Consider the following 13,279-nt stretch of genomic DNA (forward strand, 5'->3'; position numbering starts at 1 on the left):
TCTCAAGTCCGGTGGCTTGTCCCCCCGTTCACAAACGGGGTCGGGTCAGTCCCACTCCAGACCGCCGCGCCGCCAGACGTAGGCGTACGCGACGAAGACGGTGGCGATGAACAGGAGCATCTCGACCAGCCCGAAGATCCCCAGGGCGTCGAAGCTGACCGCCCACGGGTAGAGGAAGACGATCTCGATGTCGAAGACGATGAAGAGCATCGCCGTCAGGTAGTACTTGATCGGGAACCGGCCGCCGCCCACCGGCTGCGGGGTCGGTTCGATGCCGCACTCGTACGCCTCCAACTTGGCCCGGTTGTAGCGCTTGGGGCCGGTCAGCGAGGCCATCACGACGGAACCGACCGCGAACGCCGCGGCGATGGCACCGAGTACGAGGATCGGCGCGTAGGCATTCATAGCCCCCGCTCCCTCCGTCCAGTCGTCCTTGACTGCAGATCGGAAACGACGGGTCACGCTCTGGTGAACCCGCGATCCGGTTCCCGGGATCCACCTCATGTGAGGCAGTTCACAAAGCCCGGATCCAGCGCATCCTATGCCCGTCGGCTTGTGATCTGCGACACGCAGTTCCCGACGATCTTTGTGATCTACGCCACCAGACAAACGACCGCCAAGGCGATCAAGGCACGATTCATCAACGCAACGAAGGCAAATGGACACATTCCGTCGCATTCTTCTGTGAAGCGACTGGTCAGAGGCATCCGCCTATATCAATGATGCTGCTTCCACCGCAAATTCCGCGGCTTCATGTTGACGTGATAGTGGGGCTCACCCTCCAGGGTGGACGGCCCCGAACACCCGCTTGACCTTTCGTTCACAAGCTCACGAGGAGCGGCCCCGGGCCCACCGGCAGCGGGCCTCCCGGGCGTCACGCCCCCGCGCCGCGCCGCCACGGCCGGACCGCCGGCGCGGGGGCGGCTCACCCGGCGGGCCGGCCGATGCGGGGGCGCTCGACCCGGGCCGCGCAGGCCGCTTCACGCAGCAGGGCACGCAGGCGCTTCGCGCGGCGGGCCGGCCGCCGCGGGGCGGGTTCGTTCAGCGGGCGCCGTCGGGTTGCCGGTCCACGCCGCCGGCGTGCGCCACGGCCGCCGGGCTCTGCGCACCGGTGAGGGCCTCGTCGTCCCGCCCGCCGGCGGGGGTCCGGTCGGCAACGGCCTCGCCGCCGGACGCCGGACGCGGCCCGCCGCCCGTGCCCGCCCGGCGTCCCCACTCGGTGCCCACGAGCACGAGGGCCCCGCCGAGCAGCGCGAGCGGGGCGAGCCGGTCGCCGCCCAGGGTGGTGCCGAAGGCGGCGGCCCAGAGCGGCTCGGTGCCGAGCAGCAGGCTGACCCGCGAGGGCGAGGTGGCACGCACCGCCCACATCTGGACGAAGAACGCGAACAGCGTGCAGAGCAGCGACAGGTGCAGCAGGTAGGCCCACTGCACCGGCCCGAACCCGGCCGCCACCGCGAGTGCGGACGGCCCGGCGAAGAGCGAGGCACCCGTGAAGACCACACCTGCGGCGGCGAGTTGGACCCAGGTGAGGGCGAGCGAGTCGGTGGCCGCGATGGCCCTGGTGCGGGACATGGTGAGGACGTGGACGGTCCGCACCAGGGCCGCGCCGAGCACCAACAGGTCCCCCGTGCCCGGCGTCTGGAATCCGCCGCCGGTCAGCAGGGCGACGCCGAGCACCGAGAGTCCGGCCGCCCCGAGGAAGGACCACGACGGCGCGCTCCGCCGGACCGCGCTCTCGGCGAGCGGCGTGAGCACCATGGTGAGGCTGACGATCAGTCCGGCGTTGGTCGCCGAGGTGTGCACCGCGCCGTACGTCTCCAGGAGGAAGATCGCACCGAGGATGCCGCCGAGCGCGGCCCCGCCCAGCCACTCCCGCACGGTGAGCCCGCGCAGCGCGCGGAACGCGAACAGGCCGAGCAGCGGCAGCACCAGGGCGAAGCGCAGCACCAGGACCGGGAGCACCGTCTGAGGCGTCGCCAGCTGCTTGACCACCAGGAAGCTGGAGCCCCAGACCACGGCCACCGCGAGCAGGGGCAGATCACGGACGATCGGCGGGGCGGAGCGCATGCGGGGTTCCCTCCGGGGCGGGCGGGGCCGAAGTCCCGTGCGTCGTCGGACGGCTCTGCGGCAGCGGGGGGACATCGTTGCGCAGAACCCCGCATACGATCAACAGCTTTCCGGCCGGCGGGATCCAGCGGGCCGGGTTCCGCCCGGCGCACCCGCGACGGACGGTGCGACGGCGGCATCCACCGCCCGACGCCCGCGGCCCCGGGGCGCCGCCCGGCCGGTCACGCCCCCAGGAAGGCGCGGAGGAGCCCGCCCACCGCCGCCGGCCGTTCCAGGTGCAGCATGTGCCCGGCGTCGGCCAGCTCCGCCACCCGCACCGGACCGCGCCCGTCACCACCGACCGAAGCCAGCTCCCGGGTGATCCCGCGGATCAGCGACTCGGTCAACTCCCTGATCCGCAGCGGCAGGTGGCCGAGCTCCGGCGGACGAGCACCCCGCACCAGCAGCACCGGGCAGTTGAGGCCCCGCACCTCGGCGAACATGTCCCAGCCTTCCAACGGAGCCATCAGGGCGCCCAGTTCGGCCGCCGCCGGGCGGGCGTACCCGTCCTCGGAGAGGGCCCGCAGTGCCCCGGCCGCCTCGATCCCGCCGTCCCAGCCGAGCAGCCGCGCCCGCGTCCGGGCCTGCGCCGCGCACTCCGCCACGCCGATCGGGGCCGCCGCACCGCCGGAGTACAGCGCCAGTTGCTCGGCCCGGCGCGCCGTGACCTCCTCGGCGCCGAGGCCGGGGTAGAGCGAGGGGACGCCCCCGCCGAAACCGTCCAGGTCCACCACGCCTCGGCAGCCGGCCCGGGTCGCGGCCCGCCGGACCGCGACCATCCCGCCCAGCGAGTGGCCGACCAGCCAGGGCCGCCGCAGACCGAGCGCGGAGACCACCGCGTCCACGTCGGCGAGGTGACCGGTCCAGCCGTACCCGCCGTCCGGCGGCGGGTCGGAACGGCCGTGCCCGCGCAGGTCCATGGCGACCAGCCGCAGTCCGGTCAGGTGCGGCCGCAGGGCCTCCCAGTCCAGCAGCGTCCGGCCTGCGCCGTGCAGCAGCAGGACGTCGGGCCCGTCGCCGCCGTGGTCCACCACGGCGATCCGCCCGGCCGGGCCGTCGACCAGGTGGGTGCTCCGGTACGGATCCGTCATCGGGCCGCCCCGCTCCGCGTCGCGAACGGACCGTGCTCGCGGGCGATCTCCTCGATCTCGGCCGGGGTGCCGGACATGATCGTCCGCAGGTGCTCGGTGACCAGCTCGACCGGCCAGTGCCACCAGGCCGCCCGGAGCAGGCGTTCGACGTCCTCGTCGCCGAACCGCTGCCGGATCGGACGGGCGGGGTTGCCGCCCACGACGGTGTACGGCGGCACGTCGGCGGTGACGACCGCACCGGTCGCCACGATCGCGCCGGAGCCGATCCGGACCCCCGGCATCACCGTCACACCGTGGCCGAACCAGACGTCGTGGCCCACCACGGTGTCGCCCCGGCTCGGCATCCCGGTGACCAGGTCGAGCGTCCGCTCCGTCCAGCTGCCGCCGAACATGGTGAACGGGAAGGTCGAGACGCCCATCGTGGGATGTTCGGCACCGGCCATCAGGAAGCGGATGCCGCTCGCGAGGGCGCAGTACCGGCCGATCACCAGCCGCTCGGGCCCGTACGCGTAGAGCACGTTGCGCCGCTCGAACTCGACCGCGCCGTCCGGGTCGTCGTAGTAGGTGTACTCGCCCACCTCGATCCGGGGGTCGGTGACCAGGTTCCGCAGCAGTACGACGCGGTCGTGGCCGGCCAGCGGGTGCAGGACGGCCGGGTCGGGAATGACGTCGGGCACAGCGGTACCTCCGGTACGCAGAGCGGGCGGCGGCGGAGCACCGCCACCATTTAATGCGACGCCTGTCGCGTTAAGATGGAGCATGCCAGCACACCACCGGTCTGGCAACTCTTAATGCGACTGGAGTCGACTTTGCCTGCCGTGAACCCCACCCCCCGGCCGGGCGGCCGAAGCGCCCGCGTCCTGGCCGACGTCGTCGCCGCCACCCTCGCCGAGGTCACCGAGAAGCCGTACGACCAGCTCACCGTGGACGCCGTCGCCACACGCTCGGGTGTCCACAAGGCCACCCTCTACCGCCGCTGGGGCGGCATCGACGGCCTGATCGCCCAGGCCCTCACCAGCTCGGCCGAGCAGCCCTGGCCCATCCCGGACACCGGCTCGGTCGACGAGGACGTGCGCCTGCTCGCCCACGAGGTGTACGCCACCTTCACCGACCCCGAGCTGCGCACCACACCGACCGCCCTGATCGCCGCCGCCCTCCGCTCTCCCCAGGGCTCCCAGGCGCTGCACGCCTTCTTCGCCGCCCGGCACCGGCAGGCCGCCACGGCCACCACCCGCGGCATCGAACGCGGTGAACTCCCGCCCGGCACCGATCCGGTGGAGCTCGTCCGGGCGGCGACCGCCCCCCTCTACCACCGCGTCTTCCTCACCGGCGAACCCCTCGACGAGTCCGCCGCCGCCCGCGCCGCGGCGGCCGCCCTGCTCGCCGCCCGCGCGGGCCTCTTCCCCGCTCCCTGACCGGGAGCGCGGACACCTTCCGCGGCCGCCGACGCGCACGTCCCGGGGCACCCGGGCGGCACCCCCGCCCCAACCGCCCAACGCATACCGGGTGCGGCCCGGGGGCATCAGTGAGTACGCCATGCCAACTGCCATGGCACACACCCCGGGAGGGAACCCCGCATGAAGCTCAAGAACCGGGCACTGCCACTGGCCGCCGCCGTCGCCCTGCCGCTCGCCCTCACCGGCACCGCAGCCACCGCGGCGACACCGGACCCCACCCCCACGCCCACCACCTGCACCTACTCACCGGCGGTCCCGGCCGACAACTTCAAGGGCATACCGGTCTTCGACGCGGCGAAGACCGCCAAGCCCTACCACGCGACACTGCGGACCAGCCAGGGCGCCATCACCTTCCAGGCCCTGACCGACAAGGCCCCCTGCACCACCTTCTCGTTCCGCTTCCTCGCGGAACACGACTACTTCAACCGCACCCACTGCCACCGCCTCACCACCCAGCGGCTCTACGTCCTCCAGTGCGGCGACCCCACCGGGACCGGCAGCGGCGGCCCGGGCTACTCCTTCCCCGACGAGAACCTCACCGGCGCCACCTACCCGGCCGGCACGGTCGCCATGGCCAACGCGGGCCCCAACACCAACGGCAGCCAGTTCTTCTTCGTCTGGAAGGACACCAAGCTCTCCCCCGCCTACACGCCGTTCGGCCGTGTCACCGCCGGTCTCGACGTCCTCCAGAAGATCGCCGCCGGCGGCGAGGACGACCAGAACAACCCCGGCGACGGCTACCCCACCCTGCCGGTCGACATCCGCCAGGTCCGCATCACCAACCACTGACCGGACCGGCTAGACCCGCCGGGCCGCCGCCGGGCCCGGCGGGTCCATCAGCCGGAACCCGTCCATCAGCATCCCGGCCCGCTTGACCGTGCGGAGCACCGGCACCACCTCGACCTGCCGCACCGCGTCCAACGCGCCGATCCGCTCGGTCAGGTACTCGTACAGCGCGTTGTTGTCCGCACAGACCACGACCGCCACCAGGTTCGCCGCACCCGTGATCGCCGCCGCGAAGGGCACCTCGGGATGGCGGCTCAGCGCCGCGCCGACCTGCGCCAACTCGCCCGGGGCGACGGTCAGCAGCAGCGCCGCCTGGTTGCCGAGCCCGAGCAGCAGCGGATCGATCTCGACGTCGAAGTACACCACGCCGTCCGCCCGCAGCCGCTCCAGCCGGCGGCGCACGGTGGACTCCGACAGGCCGGTCGCGCGGGCGAGTTCGGGGTAACCGGCCCGGCCGTCCCGGCCGAGCACGGCCAGGACCGCCAGCTCCGCCTCGTCCAGCCGCACCCGGTCACCGCCCGGTCCGTGGGCGACCCCCGTCCGCTCCAGCGCGGCGATCTGCGCGCCGGACAGCGCGTCGATCCCCTGCCACCGGCCGGGCCCGCCCATGAACATCCGCAGCACGCTGTGCGCGGCGACCGCCGTCACCCTCCGGGTGCCGGGCAGCTTCTGGAGCAGCAGGGCGTCGCGGTCCTGCCTGGTCCGCGCCTTGGTGATGCAGTGGATCTCGGTGCCCGCCGAGTTCAGCGTCACCCAGGAGATGTCCGGACGCCGGGCCAGCGCGTCGGCCACCGCCGACGCCGCCTCCGGTCTGCACTGCACCCGCAGCCAGGACTCGAACAGGCCCACCCGGTGCCCGACCGGCAGGCCGACCACCCGCAGCAGCCCCTCCGAACGCAGTCGGCGGTAGCGCCGGATCACCGTCTGGTCGGAGACCTCCAGCACCTCGGCCAGGTGGCTGAACGCGGCCCGACCGTCGATCATCAGCGCCTGGACCAGGGCCCGGTCCAGTCCGTCCAGTTCCGGCAACTCCTCCGCACCACTCATGGTTTCCATCATCGCAGGGCCACCGGGCATCGGAATCCGCCACAGGACCGGTACTGGATGGGCTGTGCCGCGCTCCGCTGCGACCTTCGAGAGGCGCGGGTCCCACCGCCGCCCGAGCCGGAAGCGTCCGGCGGAACACCGAGGGAGAAGTACCGATGCGTAAATGGCTGCCGCTCACGGCGGTGTGCCTGGGGGCGTTCATGCTGCTGGTGGACGTCACCATCGTGACCGTCGCCCTGCCCGACATGGCCACCGGCCTGCACACCGGCTTCGCCGACCTGCAGTGGGTGATGGACATCTACGCGCTGGCCCTGGCCGCACTGCTGCTCGGCGCGGGCTCGCTCGCCGACCTGGTCGGACGCCGGGCGGTCTACCTCGGCGGACTCGTGCTGTTCGCGCTGGCGTCGCTCGCCTGCGGACTGTCCGGCAGCAGCGGCGAGCTGATCGCCTTCCGCGGTCTGCAGGGCGTCGGCGGCGCGGCGATGTTCGCCACCACGATGGCCCTGCTCAGCAGCGCCTACCAGGGCCGGGACCGGGGCATAGCCTTCGGTGTCTGGGGCGCGGTCAACGGCGCGGCGGCCGCCGCCGGACCGATCCTCGGCGGCCTGCTCACCGAACACCTCGACTGGCGCTGGATCTTCTACGTCAACCTGCCGGTCAGCGCGCTCGCGGTGTTCGTCACCCTGCGCGCGGTCAAGGAGTCCCGCAACCCGCACGCGACCGGGGTGGACCTGCCGGGCCTGGCCACCTTCACCCTCGCCACCGGCACGCTGACCTTCGCCCTGATCCGCGGCGGCGACTACGGCTGGACCTCGACCACCACCCTCGGACTGCTCGCGCTCAGCGCGCTGTCGTTGCTCGCCTTCGTGCTGGTCGAGTCCCGCAGCCGCCACCCGATGCTCGACCTCGGGCTGTTCCGCAACCGGACCTTCCTGGGCATCATGATCGGCGGGCTGCTGCTCTCCGGCGCGGCCTTCTCCTACCTGGTGTACGCCTCGCTCTGGCTCCAGTCCGTACGCGGCATGTCCCCGGTGACCGCAGGTCTCGCCCTGGTGCCGATGAGCGCCGTCGCCTTCGTGGCCGCGGCCCTCGCCGGGCGCCTCCTGCACGGCGCCCCACCCCGTCTCACCGTCGGCGGCGGCCTGCTGCTGATCGGCCTGGGCGCGCTCCTCGAAGCCACCGTGGGCGCCGGCTCCGACTGGACCGCCCTCGCCCCCGGCCTCGCCCTCACCGGCGCCGGCGTCGGCCTGGCCACCCCGGCCCTCGCCGCCACCGCGATGGCGGCCGTCCCGCCGACCCGGGCCGGCATGGCGGGCGGCGCCCTCAACACCTCGCGCCAGCTGGGCAACGCGCTCGGCATCGCGGTCCTCGGCGCGGTCTTCAAGGCGGGCCTCCTGGACTCCGTCCGCACCACCGCCGGCGCTCAGGACGCCCACCGCACCACCGAGGCCCTCACCGGGGGCCAGGCGGCCGGCCTCCTCGCCCGCACCTCCCCGGCCGAGCGCCCCGCCATGACCCACCTGGTCCACACCGCCTTCGCCGCCGGCCTCCGCGACACCTTCCTGGTCTCCGCCGCCCTCGGCCTCACCGGCGCCCTCACCGTCCTCCTCCTGCTCCGCCGCACACCCCTCACCCCCACCACCCCAACCCCACAGCCCGGCAACCGTTCCGCCGAACCGACCCCGGTCAGCGCCTGACTCCAGAGACGCCGCAGGGGCGCCCCGCATCGGGGCGCCCCTCGGTTCACCAATGCGCAGGCACGTGCTCGGCTGTTGTGAAGTACCCGCCGTTGTCCGGCCAGATGACGTCCACCTGCGCGTACTTGCACAGCCCGATCAGGTCCGCACGAGGCTTCGAGGGCACGAGGAGCGCCCGACTGGGCTCCAGCTCCATGAAGTGGCGTCCGTAGTCGAAGAGCTGGCCGATTGCCATGCGAACCGCCTCACGAGTGACGGTCCCCTTAGCCTCGATGAGACGGTTCGTGGTCGCGTCGAACAGATCCGTGATGATCGGCTTCAACTCCCCTGAGGGAGTGATCCGGTGCCGGCTGACATCGTGTCCGGCTCCCATGAGAAAGGCGGCGTAGTCCTCGACCAACTTGGACTCACGACGCTCCGCCTCGTAGGGCTCGCGACTCGGCTCCACGTAAGTCCGCTCAGTGAGGCGCTGCTCGATGTCGATTTTCTCCACGCTCCGCTGCGGCTCAGGAGTATGCGGCAGCCGTGCGCCAGACGGGTCGGCCGCCTCCAGCGGGCGCAGGCGGAACATGATGACGCTGCGCACCGGCCCCTGGTTGGTCTCTGGAGCATCCATCAAGTACCAGGGGTTCTCTTCGGCGAGCTCGAACCTCCCCATGTACTGGGCTACGCCCGACGACACTCCACGGAAGAGGTGCAGGTCTCGACGATCCTCGCGATGCTTAAGGATCGCCAGGTTGCCCTGCGTCATCTTCTGGTCACCAACCTGACCTTCGCCGGCGTAGTGGTAGCACCCGTCCGATCCCCAACCGTCGAAGTAGCCATGCCTATGCCCCTTGGTGGGGTCCGTGAACAGCAAGACCACGGGAGACACCCTCGACGGCCCGATCCCACCTTGGCGTCGGCCGCCGTGATCAGCATGGATGTCCACCCGCTTGATCTTCTGACCGATGGCAATGTTCCACTCAGGCATGTGATTACCCCCCAGATTTTGGTATGAAAATAACCCTATAGCAAGGCCCTTCGATCCCACCAGCGCTTTGCACACTGGCACTTGTCGAGGAACGCCGCTGCCCCTGCACCGGACTCATCCGGTACAGGGGCAGCGGTATGTCGAACGATCAGTCGCTCGTACTGGTCAGGCGTTGGGCGCGACCTTGGCGAGGCCGTTGATGATGCGGTCCATCGCGTCGCCGCCCTGGGGGTCGGTCAGGTTGGCGAGCATCTTGAGGACGAACTTCATCAGGATGGGGTGGGTGAGGCCGCGCTGGGTCGCGAGCTGCATCACCTTCGGGTTGCCGATCAGCTTCACGAAGCCGCGGCCGAGGGTGTAGTAGCCGCCGTAGACGTCCTTGAGGATGCGGGGGTAGGCCTGGAGGGCGCGCTCGCGGCCGCCGGGGGTGACCCGGGCGTGGGCCTGGACGATGACGCCGGCGGCGATCTGGCCGGATTCCATCGCGTAGGCGATGCCCTCGCCGTTGAACGGGTTGACCATGCCGCCCGCGTCGCCGACCAGCAGCAGGCCACGGGTGTAGTGCGGCTGCCGGTTGAAGGCCATCGGCAGCGCGGCGCCGCGGATCGGGTCGGTCATGTTCTCGGGGGTGTAGCCCCACTCCTCGGGCATGCCGGCGCACCAGGTCTTCAGCACCTCGCGCCAGTCCAGTTCGCCGAAGGCGGGCGAGGAGTTGAGGATGCCGAGACCGACGTTGGAGGTGCCGTCACCCATGCCGAAGATCCAGCCGTAGCCGGGCAGCAGCTTCTTCTGGCCGTCGCGGTTGTCCCAGAGCTCCAGCCAGGACTCCAGGTAGTCGTCCTGGTGGCGCGGGGAGTTGAAGTACGTCCGGTACGCGACGCCCATCGGGCGGTCCTCGCGGCGGTGCAGGCCCATGGCGAGCGAGAGCCGGGTGGAGTTGCCGTCGGCGGCGACCACCAGCGGGGCGCGGAAGGTGACCGGGCGCTTGTCCTGGCCGAGCCTGGCGGTGACGCCGACGATCCGGCCGGTGCGGTCGTCCAGCACGGGACCGCTGACGTTGCAACGCTCGTACAGCCGCGCGCCGGCCTTCTCGGCCTGACGGACGAGCAGTTCGTCGAAGTCGGCGCGCTTGCGGACCAGTCCGTAGTCGGGGTACGCGGACAGCTCGGGCCAGTCCAGCTCCAGCCGGACGCCACCACCGATGATCCGCAGGCCCTTGTTGTGCAGCCAGCCGTTCTCGGTGGAGACGTCGATGCCCATGTCGACCAACTGCTTGGTGGCGCGCGGGGTCAGGCCGTCGCCGCAGACCTTCTCGCGCGGGAACTCGGTCTTCTCCAGCAGCAGGACGTCGAGCCCGGCCTGGGCCAGGTAGTACGCGGTGGTCGAGCCCGCCGGGCCGGCACCGACCACGATGACGTCGGCGCTGCTCTCGACGGTGTCGGCGCTCAGGTCGACTGCGGTCTCGGACACGGTGGGCACACTCCTGCACGCGGCGGGTCGGTCTGGGCAACGGTGGGCGCGCCCGGGCCCGCGCGGGGCCGGGACGGGCTCGGACGAGTCTAACGAGGGCTTACCGACCCGGCGGCCGAAGCACTGACACCCGGCGGGAACCCCGGCGACGGCCGAGCGGCAACCCCGGCCGCAGCCCGGCGGCCGAACCGCCCGGCGCCCTGGCATCCCGCACACAGCGCCCGGCACACAGCACCCGGCACCCGCGCAACGCCGACGCGACGCCGCTGCCGACATCCCGGCCTGGCTCGCTCAGACGTTGAAGCCCCGGTGCAGGGCGACGATGCCACCGGTGAGGTTGCGCCAGGCCACCTTGGACCAGCCCGCCTCCTGCAGCCTGGCGGCCAGTCCGGGCTGGTCGGGCCAGGCCCGGATCGACTCCGCGAGGTAGACGTACGCGTCCGGGTTGCTGCTCACCGCGGTCGCGACCGGCGGCAGGGCGCGCATCAGGTACTCGGTGTAGACGGTCCGGAACGGCGTCCAGGTCGGGGTGGAGAACTCGCAGATCACCAGCTTGCCGCCGGGCTTGGCGACCCGGCGCATCTCGCGCAGGGCGGCGTCGGTGTCCTGGACGTTGCGCAGGGCGAAGGAGATGGTGACGGCGTCGAAGGTGTCGTCGGCGAACGGCAGCTTGGTGGCGTCCCCGGCGGTCAGCGCCAGCTCGGGGTGGCGCTGCTTGCCCTCGGCCAGCATGCCGACCGAGAAGTCGCACGGTACGACCGTCGCACCGGCCTCCTCGAAGGGCAGCGAGGAGGTGCCGGTACCGGCCCCGAGGTCGAGCACCAGCTCGCCCGGCTTGGCGTCCACCGCTTCGGCCACCGCCCGTCGCCAGGCACGGGCCTGGCCGAGCGAGAGCACGTCGTTGGTGCGGTCGTACTTGGCCGCGACATCGTCGAACATCGCGGCGACTTCGTGCGGCTGCTTGTCCAGGGAGGCTCGGGTCACGTACCCCATTGTTCACCCTTGCGGGTCCGCCCTCGGCAACGGGTGCGCGTACACCTCTCGGCGCGAGCCCCGCACCGCCTCAGCCCGGGGCGCTCACCGACTCCGCGCGAGCCCCCGCACCACCTCAGCCCGGGAAGCTCACCGCCCCTCAGCGCAGGGAGCGCACCGTCTCCGCGCAGGGAGCGCACCGTCTCAGCGCAGGGCGCGCCGACCGCCCCTGCGCCGCCGCCTGGAGCGCTTGCCGTGGGTGATGGAGGGCATTCCGTCGCCGAGCGCCTCGGTGGCGAAGGCGACCGTGGTGCTGATCCGGGCGCCGCGGCCGCGCCCGCGGGTCCGCAGCCGGACGGCCTGGGTGGCCCGGCGGTGCCGCCGGATCCGGACGACGCAGCCGACGAAGAGCAGCAGCGCGGCCGGGACGCTGACCCGGGCCAGACCGACCCCGGCCGGCTGCGGGTAGCGCTTGCCGCAGACCCGGACGGCGCCGGAGTCGTCGGCGGCGTGCTCCAGGCAGATCCGGTCGCCGACCTTGGCGTCCTCGGGGAGCCAGAGGTCGGCCGCGGTCCGCTGCTGGCCGTCGACCTGGTAGCTGACCGCGCTGTAGGTGGCGCTTCCGGCGGGCAGCTGGGTGATGGTGCCCTCGGTGCGGACGGGGTGCGCGGCGATCCGGTCCGCCTGGTCGGCCTGGCGCCAGCCGAGCAGGCACATCCCGACCGCCAGCACGGCGCTGAGCACTGCGGCGAGGTACCAGCCTCGGCCGAGGCGCGCGCTGCGAAAGCGGGGGACGGTCGCGGATCGCATGGTTCCTGTCCTGGCTGCCGGACGGGGCACTCCTGGGGGGAGGGGCCCGGTGGTGAGGTGGCCCGTTCCGGTCACTGGGGAGGTGACCTGAGGGGCTGTCCGGGATCGTAGCCGCTGGCGGGGCCTCAGGTCACGGCAACGATCAATCAGTTCATCGGACTAACCAGCATCCGCGCTTGTTTCCGGCCACATTTCGTCCGTGTACCAGCCATCGGCCGGGAACAACGGGCCCGGTCTCAGCGCCGCCGGTAGAGCAGTCTTCCGCCGAGCACCGTGGCCAGGCAGCAGCCCGCCCCTGCCGCCTCCAGCTCGGCGACCGAACTCACACCGAAGACCGCGAAGTCGGCCCGCCCGCCGACGGTCAGCGGCCGGTGCACGGTCTCTTTCAGGCCACCGGCCACCAGCGGGTCGAGGCCGCCCACGGCACCCTCCCCGGGCAGCGCGACCAGCCCGGACCTGGCCACCGCGGTCCGCACCACGGGCAGCTCGAAGGGCCCGGCGACCGCCGTGGTCCCGTACGCCAGCATCCGCTGCAGCCCGCGCCTGGCGCTGCCGCTCCGCCACTCCCGGTCCGCGACGCCGGGCACCCGGGCGAGCGCCTCGGCCAGCGCCTCGCCGGACAGCGGCTCGCTGCCCAGCTCCTCGCGCGGGTCCGGGTGGTACGCCCGCTCCAGCAGCCACTGCCCGTACGGGTTGCACAGGCCCGGCACCAGCAGCCCGTCCCACTCCCGCTCCCTGGCCCCGGCCACCGGCCGGTACGGACCGACCGACGCCACCAGGCCGCCGTCGACCAGCACCGCCCCGTCGTCGATCGGCGGGGCGGCGGGGTCGGCCAGCAGAACGGCGGCCCGGTGCAGCGTCAGCATGGAC

At 72.4% G+C, this 13,279-nt stretch carries 12 protein-coding genes and 1 pseudogene; 3 read left to right on the forward strand and 10 right to left on the reverse strand.

Translation table 11 applies throughout. From position 1 onward, the window contains the following. Positions 1-45: 45 nt before the first annotated feature. The 4 genes from ACFC1R_RS09310 to ACFC1R_RS09325 all read right to left on the reverse strand — a co-directional run bounded on the left by ACFC1R_RS09310 (position 46) and on the right by ACFC1R_RS09325 (position 3,874). Positions 46-405: an NADH-quinone oxidoreductase subunit A gene (locus ACFC1R_RS09310; protein ID WP_014137597.1), complete on the reverse strand. Its 360-nt coding sequence runs from the start codon at positions 403-405 to the stop codon at positions 46-48. A gap of 636 nt (positions 406-1,041) precedes the next feature. Continuing rightward, complete coding sequence (locus ACFC1R_RS09315) at positions 1,042-2,067, reverse strand: DMT family transporter (RefSeq protein ID WP_375935200.1); 1,026 nt, start codon at positions 2,065-2,067, stop codon at positions 1,042-1,044. Positions 2,068-2,288: 221 nt separating this feature from the next. Continuing rightward, on the reverse strand, positions 2,289-3,197 hold the full coding sequence (locus ACFC1R_RS09320; protein ID WP_375935203.1) for an alpha/beta fold hydrolase: 909 nt from the start codon (positions 3,195-3,197) through the stop codon (positions 2,289-2,291). Next, positions 3,194-3,874: a CatB-related O-acetyltransferase gene (locus tag ACFC1R_RS09325; RefSeq protein WP_375935206.1), complete on the reverse strand. Its 681-nt coding sequence runs from the start codon at positions 3,872-3,874 to the stop codon at positions 3,194-3,196. Before ACFC1R_RS09325 ends, ACFC1R_RS09320 begins: the two co-directional genes overlap by 4 nt. Positions 3,875-4,015: 141 nt before the next feature. Between ACFC1R_RS09325 and ACFC1R_RS09330 the strand changes: the two genes are divergently transcribed. Together ACFC1R_RS09330 and ACFC1R_RS09335 are read left to right on the forward strand one after the other, a co-directional pair. Next, positions 4,016-4,612, forward strand: a complete 597-nt coding sequence (locus tag ACFC1R_RS09330; protein WP_375935209.1) for a TetR-like C-terminal domain-containing protein — start codon at positions 4,016-4,018, stop codon at positions 4,610-4,612. A 162-nt stretch (positions 4,613-4,774) separates the two neighbouring features. Then, a complete protein-coding gene (locus ACFC1R_RS09335; protein WP_375935212.1) occupies positions 4,775-5,443 on the forward strand; it encodes a peptidylprolyl isomerase in 669 nt (222 codons plus the stop codon). Between the two features lie 9 nt (positions 5,444-5,452). Here the strand turns inward: ACFC1R_RS09335 and ACFC1R_RS09340 are convergent, their stop codons facing one another. Then, positions 5,453-6,487: an Lrp/AsnC family transcriptional regulator gene (locus ACFC1R_RS09340; RefSeq protein ID WP_375935215.1), complete on the reverse strand. Its 1,035-nt coding sequence runs from the start codon at positions 6,485-6,487 to the stop codon at positions 5,453-5,455. A 155-nt stretch (positions 6,488-6,642) separates the two neighbouring features. On the opposite strand from ACFC1R_RS09340, the gene ACFC1R_RS09345 reads away from it, so the two are divergent. Then, positions 6,643-8,184: an MFS transporter gene (locus ACFC1R_RS09345; RefSeq protein WP_375935218.1), complete on the forward strand. Its 1,542-nt coding sequence runs from the start codon at positions 6,643-6,645 to the stop codon at positions 8,182-8,184. A gap of 46 nt (positions 8,185-8,230) precedes the next feature. Here ACFC1R_RS09345 and ACFC1R_RS09350 read toward each other — a convergent pair whose 3' ends face one another. From ACFC1R_RS09350 to ACFC1R_RS09370, 5 genes and pseudogenes are all read right to left on the reverse strand, one after another. Further along, positions 8,231-9,157, reverse strand: a complete 927-nt coding sequence (locus ACFC1R_RS09350) for a restriction endonuclease (protein ID WP_375935221.1) — start codon at positions 9,155-9,157, stop codon at positions 8,231-8,233. A gap of 165 nt (positions 9,158-9,322) precedes the next feature. After that, positions 9,323-10,720: pseudogene (locus tag ACFC1R_RS09355) on the reverse strand (geranylgeranyl reductase family protein); the annotation flags it as partial. Positions 10,721-10,918: 198 nt separating this feature from the next. After that, positions 10,919-11,611: a demethylmenaquinone methyltransferase gene (locus tag ACFC1R_RS09360; protein ID WP_375935224.1), complete on the reverse strand. Its 693-nt coding sequence runs from the start codon at positions 11,609-11,611 to the stop codon at positions 10,919-10,921. Between the two features lie 192 nt (positions 11,612-11,803). Next, positions 11,804-12,409: a hypothetical protein gene (locus ACFC1R_RS09365; RefSeq protein ID WP_375935227.1), complete on the reverse strand. Its 606-nt coding sequence runs from the start codon at positions 12,407-12,409 to the stop codon at positions 11,804-11,806. A 236-nt stretch (positions 12,410-12,645) separates the two neighbouring features. After that, positions 12,646-13,275, reverse strand: a complete 630-nt coding sequence (locus tag ACFC1R_RS09370; RefSeq protein ID WP_375935230.1) for a hypothetical protein — start codon at positions 13,273-13,275, stop codon at positions 12,646-12,648. Between the last annotated feature and the right edge of the window lie 4 nt (positions 13,276-13,279).

Source organism: Kitasatospora sp. NPDC056138 (assembly GCF_042264695.1).
GTDB lineage: Bacteria > Actinomycetota > Actinomycetes > Streptomycetales > Streptomycetaceae > Kitasatospora.

Coding starts and splice junctions, on each gene's coding strand:
- ACFC1R_RS09340 (WP_375935215.1), bottom strand. CDS start 6,487: ATGAGTGGTGCGGAGGAGTTGCCGGAACTGGACGGACTGGACCGGGCC.
- ACFC1R_RS09350 (WP_375935221.1), bottom strand. CDS start 9,157: ATGCCTGAGTGGAACATTGCCATCGGTCAGAAGATCAAGCGGGTGGAC.
- ACFC1R_RS09310 (WP_014137597.1), bottom strand. CDS start 405: ATGAATGCCTACGCGCCGATCCTCGTACTCGGTGCCATCGCCGCGGCG.
- ACFC1R_RS09345 (WP_375935218.1), top strand. CDS start 6,643: ATGCGTAAATGGCTGCCGCTCACGGCGGTGTGCCTGGGGGCGTTCATG.
- ACFC1R_RS09320 (WP_375935203.1), bottom strand. CDS start 3,197: ATGACGGATCCGTACCGGAGCACCCACCTGGTCGACGGCCCGGCCGGG.
- ACFC1R_RS09315 (WP_375935200.1), bottom strand. CDS start 2,067: ATGCGCTCCGCCCCGCCGATCGTCCGTGATCTGCCCCTGCTCGCGGTG.
- ACFC1R_RS09335 (WP_375935212.1), top strand. CDS start 4,775: ATGAAGCTCAAGAACCGGGCACTGCCACTGGCCGCCGCCGTCGCCCTG.
- ACFC1R_RS09370 (WP_375935230.1), bottom strand. CDS start 13,275: ATGCTGACGCTGCACCGGGCCGCCGTTCTGCTGGCCGACCCCGCCGCC.
- ACFC1R_RS09365 (WP_375935227.1), bottom strand. CDS start 12,409: ATGCGATCCGCGACCGTCCCCCGCTTTCGCAGCGCGCGCCTCGGCCGA.